The 17,999-nt window shown below is 68.9% G+C and carries 15 protein-coding genes; 7 read left to right on the forward strand and 8 right to left on the reverse strand.

Annotation, left to right across the window (positions count from 1 at the left end):
- Window positions 1-90: 90 nt before the first annotated feature.
- Entirely contained in the window at window positions 91-2,253 is a 2,163-nt protein-coding gene (locus H261_RS15740) for an alpha/beta fold hydrolase (RefSeq protein WP_008619377.1), read from the reverse strand.
- A gap of 96 nt (window positions 2,254-2,349) precedes the next feature.
- Between H261_RS15740 and H261_RS15745 the strand changes: the two genes are divergently transcribed.
- Window positions 2,350-2,760 (forward strand): CoA-binding protein, encoded by a 411-nt coding sequence (locus H261_RS15745; protein ID WP_008619379.1) that lies wholly within the window; start codon window positions 2,350-2,352, stop codon window positions 2,758-2,760.
- A 2-nt stretch (window positions 2,761-2,762) separates the two neighbouring features.
- Here the strand turns inward: H261_RS15745 and H261_RS15750 are convergent, their stop codons facing one another.
- Genes H261_RS15750 through purM form a run of 5 tightly spaced genes read right to left on the reverse strand, consistent with a single transcriptional unit; the run spans window position 2,763 to window position 8,063 of the window.
- Window positions 2,763-4,805, reverse strand: coding sequence for a sensor histidine kinase (locus tag H261_RS15750; RefSeq protein WP_008619381.1), 2,043 nt, complete (start codon window positions 4,803-4,805; stop codon window positions 2,763-2,765).
- Window positions 4,806-4,813: 8 nt separating this feature from the next.
- Window positions 4,814-5,338, reverse strand: coding sequence for an adenine phosphoribosyltransferase (locus H261_RS15755; RefSeq protein ID WP_008619383.1), 525 nt, complete (start codon window positions 5,336-5,338; stop codon window positions 4,814-4,816).
- A 55-nt stretch (window positions 5,339-5,393) separates the two neighbouring features.
- Entirely contained in the window at window positions 5,394-6,362 is a 969-nt protein-coding gene (locus tag H261_RS15760; protein ID WP_008619385.1) for a glycosyltransferase family 9 protein, read from the reverse strand.
- A complete protein-coding gene (gene purN, locus H261_RS15765) occupies window positions 6,355-6,966 on the reverse strand; it encodes a phosphoribosylglycinamide formyltransferase (protein ID WP_040476678.1) in 612 nt (203 codons plus the stop codon). Before purN ends, H261_RS15760 begins: the two co-directional genes overlap by 8 nt.
- Before the next feature lie 2 nt (window positions 6,967-6,968).
- A complete protein-coding gene (purM, locus tag H261_RS15770) occupies window positions 6,969-8,063 on the reverse strand; it encodes a phosphoribosylformylglycinamidine cyclo-ligase (RefSeq protein ID WP_008619388.1) in 1,095 nt (364 codons plus the stop codon).
- A 62-nt stretch (window positions 8,064-8,125) separates the two neighbouring features.
- On the opposite strand from purM, the gene H261_RS15775 reads away from it, so the two are divergent.
- From H261_RS15775 to H261_RS15790, 4 genes are read left to right on the forward strand one after another with little or no spacing between them, the layout of a single operon-like run.
- Entirely contained in the window at window positions 8,126-9,199 is a 1,074-nt protein-coding gene (locus H261_RS15775) for a DUF2066 domain-containing protein (protein ID WP_008619389.1), read from the forward strand.
- Window positions 9,200-9,201: 2 nt separating this feature from the next.
- On the forward strand, window positions 9,202-10,278 hold the full coding sequence (locus tag H261_RS15780) for an AI-2E family transporter (protein ID WP_040476670.1): 1,077 nt from the start codon (window positions 9,202-9,204) through the stop codon (window positions 10,276-10,278).
- Entirely contained in the window at window positions 10,275-10,979 is a 705-nt protein-coding gene (locus H261_RS15785) for an HdaA/DnaA family protein (protein WP_008619393.1), read from the forward strand. The genes H261_RS15780 and H261_RS15785 overlap by 4 nt, the downstream gene beginning before the upstream one ends.
- Window positions 10,954-11,733 (forward strand): SDR family oxidoreductase, encoded by a 780-nt coding sequence (locus tag H261_RS15790; RefSeq protein WP_008619395.1) that lies wholly within the window; start codon window positions 10,954-10,956, stop codon window positions 11,731-11,733. Before H261_RS15785 ends, H261_RS15790 begins: the two co-directional genes overlap by 26 nt.
- Here the strand turns inward: H261_RS15790 and H261_RS15795 are convergent.
- Together H261_RS15795 and H261_RS15800 are read right to left on the reverse strand one after the other, a co-directional pair.
- Window positions 11,730-13,916 (reverse strand): tetratricopeptide repeat protein, encoded by a 2,187-nt coding sequence (locus tag H261_RS15795; RefSeq protein WP_008619397.1) that lies wholly within the window; start codon window positions 13,914-13,916, stop codon window positions 11,730-11,732. The two genes, H261_RS15790 and H261_RS15795, sit on opposite strands and share 4 nt — an antisense overlap.
- A gap of 35 nt (window positions 13,917-13,951) precedes the next feature.
- Complete coding sequence (locus tag H261_RS15800; protein WP_008619398.1) at window positions 13,952-14,518, reverse strand: SixA phosphatase family protein; 567 nt, start codon at window positions 14,516-14,518, stop codon at window positions 13,952-13,954.
- Window positions 14,519-14,586: 68 nt separating this feature from the next.
- On the opposite strand from H261_RS15800, the gene H261_RS15805 reads away from it, so the two are divergent.
- Together H261_RS15805 and H261_RS15810 are read left to right on the forward strand one after the other, a co-directional pair.
- Window positions 14,587-16,725: an RNA degradosome polyphosphate kinase gene (locus tag H261_RS15805; protein WP_008619400.1), complete on the forward strand. Its 2,139-nt coding sequence runs from the start codon at window positions 14,587-14,589 to the stop codon at window positions 16,723-16,725.
- 6 nt (window positions 16,726-16,731) lie between these two features.
- Window positions 16,732-17,999, forward strand: a 1,268-nt coding sequence (locus H261_RS15810) for a Ppx/GppA family phosphatase (RefSeq protein WP_008619402.1), incomplete at its 3' end; no start/stop codon positions are given.

The following is a 17,999-nucleotide window of genomic DNA, read 5'->3' on the forward strand; positions in this document are numbered from 1 at the left end:
ATGGATTCGGGGGGCCAAGGTCTGTCCTGTCCTGATGTCACGGCGCTTCCTCGGGCTATGGGACGCCCCACACTATCCCGAAATGGTTAATCATTGCTTCGTTCCCACGCTCAGGATCGTGTCGACCATGCGGTCGACGTCGGCCTCGCGGGTGCGGTGGTTGACGATGGCGGCGCGGATGGCCAGCCGCCCGCCGACGGTGGTGGTGGAAGGCGCCGCGATGCCCGCTTCGTGCAGGTCGGCGGCGATGCGGGCGGAATCCTCGCCCGGACGGTGGAAGCAGACGATGTTGAGCGCCACCGGCGCCAGCAGTTCCAGGTCCGGCTCGGCCTCGACGCGGGCGGCGAGGTGGCGGGCCACCCGGCAGGTCCGCGCCATGGCGGCGCCCAGGGCGTCCATACCGTGGGCCTTCAGCGTCACCCAGGTCTTCAGCGCCCGGAAGCCGCGCGACAGGTCGGGACCGTAATCGCAGGGCCAGGGCGAGCCGGCGGCCAGCCCCCGCGTCTCGCGCCGCAGATAGGCGGCGGGTGAGGCGAAGGCGGTCCGGTGGGCTTCGCCGTCGCGGACCAGCAGATAGCCCGCGTCATAGGGCACCTGCCCCCATTTGTGAAAGTCGAAGGCCAGTGAATCCGAACGCTCGATGCCGGCCAGCAGCGGCGCCAGTTCGGGCGACATCATGCCCAGCGCCCCGAAGGCGCCGTCCACATGGAACCACAGCCCTTCGGCCGCCGCCACGTCGGCCAGGGCGGTCAGGTCGTCGACGGCGCCCACGTCCACGGTGCCGGCGCTGCCGATCACCATGAAGGGGCGGCATCCGGCGGCGCGGTCGGCGGCGATGGCCTGCCTCAGCGCCTCGAGGTCCATGCGGTGGCCGGCATCGGTGGCGATCAGGCGCAGAGAATCCGAACCCAGCCCGCTCATGGCGAAGGCCTGGGGAAGGCAACCGTGGGCGGCGGCGGAGGCGTAGGCGACCAGCCTTTCGCCACCGCTCACCCCGCCGCGACGGCTGCCGGCGCCCAGCGCCGTGGTGCGCGCCACCAGCACCGCCAGGAAATTGGCCATGGAGGTGCCGGTGAGGAACAGGCCGCTGGCCCCTTGGGGATAGCCGAACAGGGGGCGCATCCAGCGCAGGATCTGGCGTTCCACCTCCATGGGGGCGTGGTCGCGGCCGCCCAGATTGGCATTGAGCCCGCCGGCCAGCATCTCGGCCAGCATGCCTTCCGCCGTGCCGCCGCCGTGCACCCAGCCCATGAAGCCGGGATGGACATTGCCGGGGCCATAGGGCTCGACCAGGGCGCGGAACTCGGCGTCGATGGCGGCAAGGTCCTGGCCGGAGCGGGGCGGAGCGGCGTCGAAGGCGGCGCGCGTCCCGGCGGGCATGGGGCGCCAGACCGGGCGGCGGCGCAGGTCGCGCAGGAAGTCTATGCTTTCGTCCAGCATGCGGTGGGCCTGGGCGCGGAACGCCTCCCAGTCGGCGGGGTCGAGGCCGGCGTCGAGAGCGTCGAGGATGGCGGCCAGGGTGGCCTCGGGGTGCTCGGCCATCATCAGGTGCCCGGCCCGTTCCAGGGTGATGGCGCGGCCCCGCTTCAGACGGCTGGCCAGGGTGCGGCCGGATTCGGGTGGCGCCATGCGGTCCTGCCCGCCGACGATCACCGCCGCCGGGCAGGCGATGGCATCCGCCGCCGCCTCGCCCCGGTCATAGGCGTTGCAGGCGGCCAGATCGGCATGCAGCACGCCGGGCGCGGCGGCCGACAGGGCGGCGGCGGTCCCGGCGACCAGGGCGGCGGCGGGCGGCGGGTCCTTGGACAGCCCCCACTTGGCGATCAGGGCGGCGGCGGCGGGCGGATCGGCCAGCGCCATGTCCAGCAGCGCCTGATTGACCGGCATGGCGGCGGCGGCGCCCAGCAGGACGAGGGAGGTGACCTTGGCGGGATGGCGGGCGGCGCAATCCAGCGCCGCCAGGGCGCCCATGGAATGGCCGGCCAGGGCGGCCCGCTCCACCCCGGCGGCGCCGAGGAAGTCGGCCAACCAGCCGGCCATGGCGGCGATGCTTTCCAGGGCCGGTCCCTCGGACGCGCCGTGGCCGGGCAGGTCGGGAACCAGGACGCGGAAGCCGCGCGCGGCGATGCCTGCGGCGATGGAATCCCAGGTCCGGTGGCTGCCGCCGGCGCCGTGCGCCAGCACCACCGCCGGGTCCGTCGCTGCGCCGAAGGTGGCGGCAAAGATCCGTCTGCCCTGCACCGTGATGTCCATCCACCCCTCCTCCCGACGGTCGAGCCACTTTAGGAAGGCTGGCGAAAGGCGGCAAGGCCGCTATAGTTCCCGGCGGACCCCTGCGGGAGAAACCTCGTGCGCGCCAGCGACAGTCTGATCGACCATATCCTCGCCACCGTGCGGACCATCGCCGTGGTGGGGTTCAGCAACAATCCCTCGCGCCCCAGCCATTACGTCGCCGCCTATCTTCAGGATCGCGGCTATCGCGTCGTGCCGGTCAATCCGGGACTGGAGGGGCAGGAATTCCTGGGCGAGACGGTCTACAAGGACCTGGCCTCCATCCCCTTTCCGGTGGACATGGTGGATATCTTCCGCAATTCCGAGGCGGCCGGCCCCATCACCGACGAGGCCGTCGCCATGGGCGCCAAGGTGGTGTGGATGCAGCTGGACGTGATCGACGAGGCGGCCGCCCGGCGGGCCGAGGCGGCGGGACTGAGCGTGGTGATGGACCGCTGTCCCAAGATCGAACTGGGCCGGCGGGGCTGAGGTCAGATATCCGCCGCCGAAGTGTCGCTGTTGACGATGCGCGAGGCGGGGAAGGTGACCGAGACGGTGGTGCCGCCGCCCGGCTCGCTGTCCAGGCGCAGCGTGCCGCCATGGGCGCCGACCAGGGCCTTGGTCAGCGGCAGGCCGAGGCCGCTGCCCTCGTATTTGCGCGACAGCCTGGTGTCAGCCTGGACGAAGGGCTCCATTACCCGTTGCAGCTCTTCCGGCGTCATGCCGATGCCGGTATCGCTGACGGTGATGACGAAGCCCGCCTGGCTCGCCCGGGCGCCGATGGTCACCGAGCCGCCCTCGTCGGTGAATTTCACCGCGTTGGAGCCCAGGTTGAGGATGATCTGGCGCAGCCGCCGCTCGTCGGCCAGCAGCGGCGGCAGGGCGGGCGGCAGGTCTTCGGCCAGGGTGATCCCCGCATGGTCGGCCCGGCGGCTCAACAGGCGGATGGCGACGCGGATGAGGTCGGGCACATGCACCGCCGCCTCCATCAGGTCGGTCATGCCGGCCTCGGCCTTGGACATGTCCAGGATGTCGTTGATCAGCTCCAGCAGGTGCTGGCCGCTTTCATGGATGTCGTCGACGTAGGTGCGGTAGCTGGCCGGCTCCAGTGGTCCGAAGATCTCGTGCTTCATCATTTCGGAAAAGCCGATGATGGCGTTCAGCGGCGTGCGCAGCTCGTGGCTGATATTGGCCAGGAAGGTGTTCTTGGCCCGGTTGCCGCGCTCGGCCTCGTCCTTGGCCTCGCGCAGGGTCTGCTCGGTGCGCTTGCGGTCGGTGATGTCGGTGAAGGACAGGATCAGCCCGCCGCCCGGCATGGCCGACGAGCGCACCTCCATGATGATGCCGCTGGGGGCGAAGTGCTCGAACACCATTTCCGGCCGCTCGCGGATGCTTTCGGCCAGGTCGGCGGTCAGCTGGGCGGTCTGGCGTCCGGGCGGCGTGTCGTTGGCGGCCAGCAGCGCCATGAACAGCGAGATGTCGATGGTGCCCGGCGTGATCTCGGCCTTGGGCAGGCCCAGCATGCGGATGGCCGATTGGTTGAGCGCGATCAGGGCGTCGTCGGCGGCGAACACCGCCACCCCCTGCGGCATGTTGTCGATGATCGCCTGCAGACGGTCGGCCTGATCGCGCAGGCTGTTCTTGCTGTCGAGCAGGGCCTGTTCGTTCTTCTTGCGCTCGCTGATGTCGCGGATCACGCCGATGAAGGTCAGCATGTCGCCCTGGTGCATCTCGGCGACGGCCAGTTCCATGGGAAAGCGCGTGCCGTCGCGACGCAGGCCCTCGACCTCGCGGCCGCTGGAACCGATCTTGCGGATGCCGGTTTCCAGGTAGCCGCGGATATAGCCGTCGTGGGCCGCCCGATGGGGATCGGGCATCAGCATGTTGACGTTGCGCCCCACCACCTGGTCGGCCGACCACCCGAACAGGCGCTCGGCCGCCGGATTGAAGCTGAGCACCGTGCCCGTCTCGTCGATGGTGACGATGCCGTCCACCACCGTGTCCATCACGCCCTTCAGCCAGGACACGGTGCCTTCCAGCGAGATCTGCGCCTGCTTGCGCGGCGTGATGTCGCGCAGGATACGCAGCTGTCCGCCCTCGTTGGTGGCGTAGGCGCCGACCGTGATCCATTGGCCGTCCCGGAACTTGTCCTCGCTGGCGGTGGCGTCGGTGAGGCCGCCGCCCGACAGTTTGCGGCCCAGCCAGCCCTCGTCCTTGTTCTCGACCCGGGCCAGCTCGGCCATCAGGTCGTCGAAACGGGCGCCCTGGACGATGGAATCCCGGATGGGGGAGAGCAACTGCCGGTACCGCTCGTTGCAGGTGATCAGCCGGTTGCCGGAATCATAAAGGGCGACGCCGTCGCGGCTGCTGCCCAACGCCTCGACCAACTGGCGCTGGGCGTCGAGGGTGCCTTTCCCGTTGGCCGTGGCCGTGGCCGTGGCCGGGGGCGCGCGGCGCCGGCCCATGGCGAGCAGCGTCACCGCCGCTCCCACGGCCATGCCGGCCAAGGCAGCCTCGACCCCCGCGAACGGCATGTCGTCCCCTACTCGTCGTAGGAGGCGAGACAGGTGAAGGGAACGTCCAGTTCCTTGAGCCGCTGCTTGCCCGGCAGGAAGGCCAGATCGATGATCGTACCGGCGCCGGTGACGTGGGCGCCGATCTTGCGCAGCAACTGGATGCCGGCCGCCATGGTGCCGCCGGTGGCCAGCAGATCGTCGAGAATCACCACCCGCTGCCCTTCGGCGATGGCGTCTTCCTGAATCTCGATGGTGTCGGTGCCGTATTCCAACTCGTAGTCGTGGCGGATGGTCTTGCCCGGCAGCTTGCCCTTCTTGCGCAGCATGACGAAGCCGCAGCCCAGCTTCAGCGCCAGCGGCGCCGCCACCAGGAAGCCACGCGACTCGATGCCGGCCAGCACGTCGGGCTGGAACCTGATGATCTCGCGGGCCATGCGGCCCATGGCCACCTGCCAGGCGTCGGGATGGGCCAGCAGGGTGGAGATGTCGTAGAACAGGATCCCCGGCTTGGGGAAGTCGGGAACGCCGCGGATGTGGTCCTTGATATTCATGACGAAGCTCGATGTTGGGATTGTGGGGATATGGTAGACCCAGCCTTGATCCGGGTCAAAGCAACAACTGACGGAGGGCCTTTTCCACCGCCTCCGGCGGAATGGCCTCCATGGCCGCGCCGCCGAAATCCTGGGCGCGGAGCACCATGGCCCGGCGGGTGTGCGGCGCGAACTTGTCGGCCGCCGTCGGGCCGAACAGCGAGACCAGCGGAATGTCGGCGGCGCCCAGCATGTGGCCGGTGCCGCTGTCGTTGGACACCGCCGCCGCCATCCGCCGCCCCAGGGCGATGGTCAGCATGGGGGTGAGCGCCGGGGTCTGCTGCAGCGGCAGCAAAGCCTGGGGCAGGGCGGCGCGGATGGTGCCGGCCCAGTCCCCGGCCTCGGCCGGACCCAGCAGGAACACCGGCACCGCATCCGTCAATCCGGCGGCCAGGGCGATGTAGCGCTCCAGCGGCCAGCACTTGTGCTTGCCGCCAGCCCCCGGCGCCAGCCCCACATAGCGCCGGCCGGGGGGCAGCAGGCGATCGGCCTCGGCCTCCACCTCCGGGTCGCGGGGCAGGGGAAAATCGGCTTCTACCGGGTGGCCCGCCGCCGCCTCGGCCAGTTGCATCATCTGCCCGGCCAAGGACGCCGGCCGTGCGGTGTTTCCGGGCTTTCCATTCGAGAACAGATAGGCGGCGGTGGCGGAAATGAAGCGCTCGTGCCGGATGCGCTTGAGGATCAGGGTGGTGAGTACCCGTCGCTGGGTATCGATGATCAGGTCGAAGGCACGGCCGGGCAGGGGATTGTCCAGCAGTTCCGGGAGGCGCGAGCCGATCTCCGCCTCGTCGATCACCTCGTCGATCAGACCCGCCACCACGGGGGCCAGGGTATCGGCGAAGACCGTATGGCCCTTGCCGGCCAGCCAGGTGATGCGGGCCGCCGGAAAGGCGGCACGGAGCGCACGGACGAAGGGCAGCTTGATCAGGCCGTCGCCCACCGCGTCCAGGCCCACATAGACCAGGACCGAGCCGACATCAGGCATCGCGGATGAGGGCGCGGTTGCCTTCGACGGTGACGCGGCCCTCGGCCAGCAGGCGCAGCGCTTCCGGGTAGGCCTTGTGCTCCTGCTCCAGCACGCGGGCGGCCAGGGAATCCTCGTCGTCCTGGGCCAGCACGGGAACCGCCTTCTGCACCAGGATGGGGCCGTCATCCAGTTCCGGCGTCACCAGATGGACGGTGCAGCCGTGCAGCTTGACCCCCGCCTCGATGGCCCTGGCGTGGGTGTGCAGCCCCTTGAACGAGGGCAGCAAAGCGGGGTGGATGTTGATCATGCGGCCGCGCCAGCCTTCGGCGAAGGGGGGGGACAGCAGGCGCATGAAGCCGGCCAGGCAGACGATCTCGATGCCGGCGGCCCGCAAGGCCTTGTCCATCTCGGCATCGAAGGCCTCGCGGCTCGGGAAGCCCTTGTGCGGGATGACGAGGGTCGGCACCCCGGCCTTTTCCGCGCGCTCCAGGGCATAGACCCCGGGCACGTTGGAGATCACCAGGGCGATCTCGGCCGGGAAGGAGGGATCGGCGCAGGCGTCGAGCAGGGCCTGGAGATTGCTGCCCCGGCCCGAGACCAGGACGCCGACCTTCTTTCGCATGTTCAGACCCACTCGCCCTGGTTCAGCACCTGGGACTGGGCCTCATCGCCGGTCCGGGCGCGGATGCGGCCGATGCGCACCACGGTCTCGCCGTGCTGCCCCAGGATGCGGGCGGCCTCGTCGGCCTTGGCGGCGGAGACCACCACCACCATGCCGATGCCGCAATTGAAGGTCCGCGCCATCTCGTGGGCGACGACGCCGCCCTCCCGGGCCAGCCACTTGAACACCGGGGGCAGAGCCCAGGCGGAGCCGTCGATCTCGGCCACCACGCCCTCGGGCAGGACGCGCGGCACGTTCTCGATCAGGCCGCCGCCGGTGATGTGGGCCAGGGCCTTGACGGTGCCGGCCTTGATGGCGGCGAGGCAGCTCTTGACGTAGATGCGGGTGGGTTCCAGCAGGGCCTCGCCCAGCTTGCGGCCCGGCGCGAAGGGGGCGTCTGACTCATAGGACAGGCCGCCCTTTTCCACGATGCGGCGTACCAGGGAATAGCCGTTGGAATGCACGCCCGACGAGGCGAGGCCCAGCAGCACGTCGCCTTCGGCCACGTCCTCGACCGGCAACAGCTTGTCGCGCTCGGCGGCGCCCACCGAAAAGCCGGCCAGATCGTAGTCGCCCTCGGAATACATGCCGGGCATCTCGGCGGTCTCGCCGCCCACCAGGGCGCAGCCGGCCTGACGGCAGCCTTCGGCGATGCCGGAGACGATGGCGGTGCCCTCGGCCACCTTCAGCTTGCCGGTGGCGAAATAGTCGAGGAAGAACAGCGGCTCTGCGCCCTGGACCACCAGGTCGTTGACGCACATGGCCACCAGATCGATGCCCACGGTATCGTGCTTGCCCGCCTCGATGGCGACGCGCAGCTTGGTGCCGACCCCGTCGGTGGAGGAGACCAGGATCGGGTCCTTGAATCCGGCGGCCTTGAGGTCGAAAAGCGCGCCGAAGCCGCCCAGACCGGCGGCGCCGCCCGAACGGGCGGTGGACTTGGCGAGCGGCTTGATGGCCTCGACCAGGGCTTCGCCGGCGTCGATGTCGACGCCCGCATCGCGGTAGGTCAGGCCTTGGCTGTTGTCTTGCGCGGGAATGGGCTTCCTCGTGGGCATGGGTGTGGTATGGTCTCGGCGAAATTGAGTGGGCCAAAATACTTCATCCCGGACGGTTTGCAATGTCTTCTCGCGGTCTCCGGCTTGCCTGGCTGGTCCTCGCCTTTCTGCTGACGTTTCCCGGCGCCTCGATGGCCGCCGACGCCTTCGCCGTGCGCGGCATCGAGGTCGACATTACCGCCCAGGGCGTGGCGGCGGCCAAGGAACAGGCCATCGCCGAGGCAGAGCGGACCGGCTTCCGGCGCCTGCTCGAACGGTTGACCATGCCCGCCGACCATGGCCGCCTGCCCCAGGCCGACGCGCTGCAATACGTGCGCGACGTGGCCATCGAGCACGAGCGGTCCTCGGCGGTGCGCTACATCGCCTCGCTGACCGTCCGCTACAATTCCGCCGCGGTGAAGAAGCTGCTGCAGGGCGCCGGACTCAAATATGCCGAGCCCCGGCCGCGTCCGGTGGTGATCGTGCCGGTGTTCCGCCCCATCGGAACCGGCCGCGCCCTGCTGTGGGACGATCCCAATCCCTGGCGGGCGGCGTGGCTGGCCCAGGGCAGCGGCGGGCTGGTGCCGCTGGCGGTGCCCACCGGCGATATCGCCGACGCCCAATCCCTGCCGGTGGAAAAGGCCCTGGCCGGCGATTCCGAGGCGCTGGCCGCGCTGGGCGCCCGTTTCCGTACCCCCGACGTGCTGGTGATGACCGCCATGGTCAACGGCGCCGCCAATGCGGTCGAGGTGACCGCCACCGGCATGCCCGGGGTGATGAAGCCCTTCGATACCCGCTCTTACCCCATCGGCGAGGCCGGGCTGGAGGCGGTGCTGCGCCACGCCGCCGCCGAAGCCGCCCAGACCCTGGACAACGCCTACAAGCAATCCAACCTGCTGTCCTTCGACCGGGCGGCCTCGATGGCGGTGATGGCGCCGCTCAAGGGGCTGGAGGACTGGCTGGCGGTACGGGAGCGGCTGGGCCGCGTCCCCCTGGTGCGCCGCTGGGAGATCGTCTCGCTGTCCAGGGAGGAGGCGGCGCTGATGCTGCACACCCTGGGCGAGCCCGAGCAGGTCAAGGCCACCCTGGGTGCGGCCGGCCTGCAGATGGATTGGAATGACGGATTCTGGGTGATGAGGCTGAAGGGGACGCCATGAGCATGAGTTCGGGGCAGCGGCTGCGCTTCTGGCTGATCGGCGGCGCGGCCTTCCTGGTGCTGCTTTATCTGCTGCGCGGCGTGATGCTGCCCTTCGTGGCCGGCATGGCGGTGGCCTATTTCCTCGACCCCCTGGCCGACCGCATGGAAAGGGCCGGGCTGTCGCGCACCCTGGCCACCGCGATCATCTGCCTGGTGTTCTTCGGAATGCTGGGCCTGGGGCTGACCCTGTTGGCCCCCATGATCCAGAGCCAGGTGGTGACCTTCGTCCAGAAGGTGCCCTCCTATGCCGAATCCCTGCAGTTACGCGCCCTGCCGCTGCTCGAGGAGGTCTACAGCCACCTGTCGCCCGCCGACCTGGACAAGCTGCGCTCCTCGGCCGGGGCCTATGCCGGGACGGCCATGGAATGGGGCCTGGGGGTGCTGAAGGGGGTGCTGTCGGGCGGCATCGCGGTGATGAGCATCCTGTCGCTGCTGTTCATCACCCCGGTGGTGACCTTCTACCTGTTGCGTGATTGGGACCACATGGTCGCCAAGGTGGATTCCTGGCTGCCCCGCCATCATGCCGAGACCATCCGTTTCGAGCTGAGGGAGATCGACCGCACCATCGCCGGCTTCGTGCGCGGCCAGGCGACGGTGTGCATCGTGCTGGCCATCTTCTACGGCGTCGGGCTGACGCTCACCGGTCTCGACCTCGGCCTGATGATCGGGCTGGGCACCGGGCTGGGGGCCTTCGTCCCCTACGTGGGCATGCTGATCGGGCTGATCGCCAGCATCGGCCTCGCCCTGGCCCAGGGCGGCGAATGGCACCTGCTGGGCGGCGTCGGCCTCGTCTTCCTGATCGGCAACATCCTGGAAGGCAACGTTATGACGCCCAAGCTGGTGGGTGACCGGGTCGGCCTGCATCCGGTGTGGATCATCTTCTCACTGCTGGCCGGCGGCGCCCTGTTCGGCTTCGTCGGCATCCTGCTGGCGGTGCCCGCCGCCTCGGTGATCGGCGTGCTGACCCGCTTCGCCCTGCAGAACTACATGAAGAGTTCGCTGTACGACGGCGCCGGGGACGATTACAGCAAGTCATGAGCGACGACCGTCAGCTTCCCCTGGCGTTCGGCCATGTGCCCTCGCTGGCCGCCGACGATTTCCTGGTGGCGCCGTGCAACGCCCGTGCCCATGAATGGATCGGCGCGCCGGCGCTCTGGCCCGGGCCGGCCAGCATCCTGGCCGGGCCGGCGGGCAGCGGCAAGACCCACCTGGCCCATCTGTTCGCGCGAAGCGGCGGCGGCGTACTGGTCTCCGCCGCCGAGCTGGCGCCGGATTCCTCGCGCCCGCTGCTGGAATCGGTGCCGGTACTGGCGGTGGAGGATTGCGATCGCCCCGGCCTGGACGAGGTGGCGCTGTTCCACCTGATCAACCAGGGGCGCGAGATGGGGCGTTTCCTGCTGCTCACCGCCCGTGCCGCGCCGGCGGCGTGGGGCGTGCGTCTGCCCGACCTGCGCTCGCGGCTGCTGGCCATGCCGGTGGCCGGTATCGGCGCCCCCGACGATTCCCTGCTGGCCGCCCTGCTGGTCAAGCTGTTCGACGATCGCCAGTTGCGGATCGGCGAGGATGTGGTTCACTTCCTGGTGGGCCGCATGGAGCGCAGCTTCGCCGCCTGCGCCGGAATGGTGGAGCGCCTGGACCGCGCTGCCCTGGCCGGGCGGCGTGCCGTCACCGTGCCGCTGGCCCGGCGCATCCTGGAAGGGGAGGACGAGGACGATGGATCTGGGACTGAAGGGCCGTAGCGCCATCGTTTGCGGCGCTTCGCGCGGCCTGGGCCGCGCCTGCGCCGAATCCCTGGCCCGCGAGGGCGTCAACCTGGTGATGGCGGCGCGCCGTCCCGAGGTGCTGGAGCAGGCGGCCAGGGAAATCCGGGCCGCCACCGGCGCCGCCGTCAAGACCGCTCCGGTGGACGTCACCACCCCCGAGGGGCGCGGCGTGCTGTTGTCCCTGCTGCCCGATCCCGACATCCTGGTGACCAATGCCGGCGGCCCGCCGCCCGGCGATTTCCGCGACTGGGACCGCGCCGCCTGGATCAAGGCGCTGGACGCCAACATGCTGACCCCCATCGAGCTGATCAAGGCCACGGTGGACGGCATGATCGCGCGCCGGTTCGGGCGCATCGTCAACATCACCTCGGCGGCGGTCAAGGCGCCCATCGACGTGCTGGGCCTGTCCAACGGGGCGCGGGCCGGACTGACCGGCTTCGTGGCCGGGTTGGCGCGGCAGGTGGCGCGCCATAACGTCACCATCAACAACCTGTTGCCCGGCCCCTTCGATACCGACCGCATCCGGACGGTGCTGGCGGGACAGGCCAAGGCCGAGGGCATCACGGTGGACGAGGCGGCGGCGCGGCGCAAGGCGGCCAATCCCTCGGGGCGCTTCGGCGATCCGGCCGAGTTCGGCGACGCCTGCGCCTTCCTGTGTTCGGCCCGCTCCGGCTACATCACCGGCCAGAACCTGCTGATCGACGGCGGGGCGTTCCCGGGGACGCTTTAGGAACCCCGGGCCACCGATTCCAGGAAGGCGGCCAGCCCTTCCGCCGGGGCGGTGCTGTCGAAGATTCCAGGGCCGTTGGCCCGCATGGTGCGCGATATCTGTTCGCGGTAGCCCTTGTCGGTGCCCAGGCGGACGGCCAGGGCCACATAGGCCTCCTCGTCATGCGCCACCAGTTCGTCCAGCCCGGCGGCGCGCAGGATGCCGGCCGAGACGTGGCCGCGCAGGAAGCGGCCGGTGCCGGCGACGATGGGCGTGCCGCAGGCCAGGGCTTCCAGGGAGGTATAGCCGCCCGACCAGTCCAGGCTGTCCAGCGACACGTCGGCCGCCTGCACCATGCCCAGGAATTCCATAGAGGTGACCGCCGAATGGATGCGGATGAACTGTTCCGCCTCCAGGCCTTCGGCGGCGAAGGCCATGTCCATACGCTTGCGGAAGGTATCGGCGTACAGGCCGAAGCGGTCGATGAAGTCGATGCTGCAGGGACCCACCGCCTTGGCGATCCGGGCGAAGACGCGGTCCCGGCGGGGCAGCATCTTGTAGAGGCTCTGCGCACAGAAGAACAGCGGCCCCGCCCCGGCTGGGCGGGCCGGAGGCGGTACGGCGCCGTCCACCTTGGGGTGGGCGATGTTGAAGCCGATGCCGGGCAGGCGGACCAGCTTTTCCGTATAGTGCAGGTCGGCGCCCTCGGGTTCGATCAGTTCGCCGCTCAGGAAATAGTCGATGGAGGCCATGCCGGTGGTCACCGGATGGGCGAAGGCGGCGCACTGGACCGGGGCGAGGCGCAGCATGGCCAGACTGTCGTTGCCGGTATGGATGCCGATATCGGGATAGATCAGGACATCGAGATCGGCCTGCCGCACCATCTGGGCCTTGTCGGGATTGGGCCGGTTGGCGTCGATGAAATGCTCGACCCTGGCGGCCAACTGGTCGGTTTCACCGTCCCAGATGGCGCCGGTATGGAACACGAAGACCTCGAACCGGTCGCGGTCCAGGCCGGTCATCCATCCCGATATCAGCCGGCACACCACATGGGTGTTGAAGAATGCCGACAGGAAGCCCACCCGGATGCGCCCCTCGGCCGGGCGGCGGGCGAGGGGCTCGGCATGACCGAGACAGGCCCTGGCGACCCTGGACTGGGCGCCGCGCAGCAGGGCATTGAGGTCGCGGTCATTTCCCGCCTGGTAGGCCAGGAAGAACACATCCATCTCCAGGATGCCGGCCTGCCGGGCTAGGTCGGCGGGCGGCAGCGCATGGATTTCCGCCGCCACGGCGCCGAGCTTTTCGGCATACCGCGTTCGCCAACTGGCCACCTGCTCTTCGGTCTCGTACTGGTTGGGGAGGATCACAGCGTTCCACCAGCGGGCTTCGATGCATCCGCCCTTTTCCAGGAAGGGGGCCGAGTCCAGGGGGCGGCCGGCGCGGGCCAGAAGCTTGCCGAGATTGAGGTTGATCTCGGGATGGCCGGGAAAGTGTTCCAGGAGAGCCCGGTATTGCTGCTCGGCTTCCTCCGACCGGCCGAGAATCCGCAAGGCCATGGCCCGGTTGTTGGCGGCGACGTAATCGGCGGGATTGAGGCGGAGCAGCCGTTCGAAGCATTCCAGGGCATCCTCGCCCTTGCCGCAGGCGTAGTTGAGCAGGCCGAGGTCGTTGAGGGCCGGCGGGAAATTCGGCTGGGTCTCCAGTACGGCCCGGAAGGCCGCCAGGGCCCCCTCCATGTCGCCCTGGTCGCGGAGCGCCCGGCCGAGGAGGTGGCGGCTACCGAAACGGCCGGGCTCGCGCGCCAGGACGGAGTGCAGCGGGGCGGAGGCCTCGGCCGCCCGGCCGGTCTCGATCAGCAGGCGGGCGAGATTGTCGGCCGCATCGCTCAGGTCCGGGGCGAGGGTGAGGACCCGCTTGAAGGTTTTCTCGGCGTTGCCCGCCCGGCCGCTGGCGGCCTGGGCCGAGCCCAGGGCGTTCAGCGCCAGGGGATTTTCGCCGTGCTTGCGGATCAGGCGGTTAAGCACCTCGGCCGCCTCGGCCGGCTGGCCGCCCGACAGCAGCGCGATCCCCAGGTAATAGGCGGGCTCCGGGGCGTTGGGCGTTCTGGCCGCAAGGGTGCGGAACTGGCGGGCGGCCTCGTCCCATCGGCCATGCTGCAGGGCGCCGATTCCCTGGTTGAAGATGAACTGAAGGTCTGCGGACATAGAACCGGCCCTGCTGTCGGGGAAATACCGGGGTGTTATAGAGCCGAATTGCCGGCGGGTGAAGGCGTCTCCAGGTCCTTGGGCCGCACGAAGGCGGCCAGCCGGCCGCGTCCGGCCTCCAGTTCGCCCCAATGATCGATGTTCAGTTCGATCACCGCCAGGGCGCCGGTGGGGAATTTGTCCGCCAGTTCGGCCAGCAGGGCCGCTTCGCCATGGTGGTCGGCCAGCACTTCGGCCAGCCGGCCGATGCCGGGGTTGTGGCCGATCAGCAGGGCCGATTCCATGTGCTCGTCCAGGCCGCGCAGCCGGGTCAGCAGCCGCGACTTGCCGGCTTCGTACAACTCGGCCTCGATGCTCACCGGAACGCCTTCCAGGTGGGACTCGATCATTTCCCAGGTGGCGCGGGTGCGCGCCGCCCCCGACACCAGCGCGATACCCGGCCGGATGCCCTGCCCGGCCATGTAGCGGCCCATGCGCCGGGCGTCCTTGCGGCCGCGGCCGTTGAGGGGGCGGTCGAAATCCTCGGCTGCCGGGTCGTCCCAGCTGGACTTGGCGTGACGCAACAGGAACAGTTTTCTCATATCGGTAACGGCCTCGGCCATGACAGGGCTGCGAACAGGATATATAAATGAAAGGGGGCGCACCACGCCTCGTCCAACGGAGAACCGCCGTGACCCATTCGCAGGCCGTCGACATTCCTACCATTGATATTGAATCCAAGGATCGCTTCATCAATCGGGAGTTGTCGTGGCTGGCTTTCAACGGCCGGGTGATCGAGGAGGCGTTCAATCCCCATCACCCGTTGCTGGAGCGCCTGCGCTTCCTGTCCATCTCGGCGGCCAACCTGGACGAGTTCTACATGGTGCGCGTCGCCGGTCTGAAGGGGCAGGTGGACGCCGGCGTGATGACCACCAGCCAGGACGGCCTGAACCCCGCCCAGCAATTGGCCGCCATCAATTCCGAGGCGGCCCGGCTGCTGGAGGCCCAGAAGAAGTGCTGGCGCGAGCTGAAGGTGGATCTGCGCGCGGCGGGGATCGCGGTGATCGACCGCTCCGAGTTGTCCAAGGCCGACATGAAGTGGCTGGAAGGCCGTTTCATGGAGCATGTCTTTCCGGTGCTGACTCCGCTGGCCATCGATCCGGCCCATCCGTTTCCCTTCCTGCCCAACGGTTCTTCGGCCCTGGTGCTGCATCTGAACAAGCTGGATGACGGCGAGGTGCTGCGTGCCTTGCTGCCGTTGCCCAGCCAGATCGAGCGCTTCACCCGCCTGCCGGGCGACGGCATCCGTTTCCTGCCGCTGGAAGAATTCGTGCTGCTGTTCCTCGACCAGCTGTTCCCCGGCTTCCGCATGGAATCCTTCGGCCATTTCCGGGTGATCCGCGACACCGAGATGGACATCGACGAAGAGGCCGAGGATCTGGTCCGCGTGTTCGAATCGGCGTTGAAGCGCCGCCGCCGCGGCCACGTCATCCGCCTGACCTTCAGTTCGGGCATCGCCGAGGATCTCAAGACGCTGGCCATCGCCGAGATGCACGCCGACCAGGAGGACGTGTTCGAGATCGACGGCCTGCTGGGGCTGGTGGACACCAAGCGCCTGATCGTCGACGAACGCCCCGACCTGCTGTTCCCGCCCTACCACGCCCGCTTTCCCGAGCGTATCCGCGATTTCGGCGGCGATTGCTTCGCCGCCATCCGCAAGAAGGACATCGTGGTCCATCACCCGTTCGAAAGCTTCGACGTGGTGGTGCAGTTCATCCGCCAGGCGGCGGCCGACCCGGCGGTGGTGGCCATCAAGCAGACCCTGTACCGCACCAGCGCCGATTCACCCATCGTCAAGGCGCTGGTCGAGGCGGCCGAGGCCGGCAAGTCGGTCACCGCCATGGTGGAATTGAAGGCCCGTTTCGACGAGGAGGCCAACATCCGCTGGGCCCGCGACCTGGAACGGGCCGGGGCGCAGGTGGTGTTCGGCTTCCTGGAGCTGAAGACCCACGCCAAGATTTCCCTGGTGGTGCGCCGCGAGGGCGGCACCCTGGTGTCCTATGTCCATTTCGGCACCGGCAACTACCACCCGATCACCGCCAAGGTCTACACCGACCTGTCGTTCTTCACCTGTGACCCGGCGCTGTGCCGCGACGCCGCCAAGACCTTCAACTTCATGACCGGCTACGCCAAGCCCGACGGCATGGAGAGCCTGGCTATCGCCCCGATCTATCTGCGCAAGAAGGTGCTGTCGCTGATCGAGGACGAGATCGCCAACGTGGCCGACGGCAAGCCCGGCGCCATCTGGGCCAAGATGAACTCGCTGGTGGACCCGGCGCTGATCGATGCCTTGTACCGCGCCTCCCGGGCCGGGGTGAAGGTGGATCTGGTGATCCGCGGCATCTGCTGCCTGCGGCCCGGCGTGCCCGGCCTGTCCGACAACATCCGGGTGAAGAGCATCGTCGGCCGCTTCCTCGAGCATTCCCGCGTCATCTGCTTCGGCAACGGCCACCGCATGCCGTCGCGGCACGCCAAGATCTTCATTTCCTCGGCCGACTGGATGCCGCGCAACATGGACTGGCGCGTCGAATCCTTCGTACCCATCGAGAATCCCACCGTGCACCGCCAGATTCTCGACCAGATCATGGTGGCTAATCTCAAGGACCAGGCCCAGACCTGGATTTTGCGCCCCGACGGTGTCTACGAGCGTTTCCAGGCCGATGAAGGCGCCTTCAACGCCCACACCTACTTCATGACCAATCCGTCCCTGTCGGGGCGTGGCAGCGCGGGCGAGCGCGGGCGCAAGTCGAAGCATCTGCAGCTTGCCTGACCGGTCATGAAGATCAAGCTGCGCCAGGAGCCCATCGGCATCGTCGATATCGGGTCCAATTCCATCCGGCTGTGCGTCTACGACATCGCCCAGCGGGTTCCCGTGCCACTGTTCAACGAAAAGGCGGTGTGCGGCCTGGGCCAGGGGGTGGGCAGCACCGGACGGCTCAGTCCCGAGGGGGTGGAGGCCGCCCTGGTGGCGGTGGGCCGCTTCGTCACCCTGTGCCGGGCCATGGAGGTCGAGCGCCTGGACGTGCTGGCCACCGCGGCGGTGCGCGACGCCGCCGACGGTCCCGATTTCGTGCGCGAGATCGAGCGGCGCTTCCAGGTGGAGGTCAAGGTGCTGTCCGGCGGGCAGGAGGCCAAGATGGCCGCCATGGGCGTGCTGTGCGGCACCCCCGACGCCAACGGCATCGTCGCCGATCTGGGCGGCGGTTCGCTGGAACTGGTCACCGTCGAGGGCGGTAATTTCGGCCTGCACGTCACCATGCCGCTCGGCCTGCTGCGCCTGTCCGAGGCTTCGGCCGACGACCGGGCCAAGGCCGCCGTCATCGTCGATGGCCACCTGAAGAACATTCCCTGGCTGGGCGAGGGCGGGGGGCGCAACCTCTATGCTGTCGGCGGGGCGTGGCGTTCCATCGCGCGCATCTGCATCGCCCAGACCCAGCATCCGCTGACCGTGCTGGACAATTTCTCGCTGGACGCCAGGGAGGCGCTGTCCATCCTGGAACTGGTCTCGGCGCAAAGCCGCAAGTCGTTGGAGAAGATTCCCGGCATCTCGAAGAAGCGGACCAATGGCCTGCCCATGGCGGCGTTGATCCTGGCCCGCGTCATCCGCTCCATCGGCCCGTCGCGGCTGGTGTTCTCCATCTACGGCATGCGCGAGGGCCAGTTCTTCAAGCGCCTGCCGGAACGGGTGCGCAGCGAGGACCCGCTGCTGTCGGTGTGCCGCCACATGGCATTGCTGAACTCCCGCTTTCCCGAGCACGGCGACGAATTGCTGGCCTGGATGGCGCCGCTGTTCCCGTCGGAGAGCAAGCGGGAAAGCCAGTTGCGCCACGCCGCCTGCCTGGTGTCGGACATCTTCTGGAACGAGCATCCCGACTACCGCGCCGAGCAGGCCTTCCTGCGCATCCTGCGGCTGCCGTTCATGGGGGTCGGCCACCGCCACCGCGCCGCCATCGCCTTCGCGGTGTTCTGCCGCTACCAGGGCAACGAGGATTCGCCCGAGGTGGCCCGCTTCATCCAACTGCTGGACGAAGGCGCCTTCCGCCG

Source organism: Paramagnetospirillum caucaseum (assembly GCF_000342045.1).
GTDB lineage: Bacteria > Pseudomonadota > Alphaproteobacteria > Rhodospirillales > Magnetospirillaceae > Phaeospirillum > Phaeospirillum caucaseum.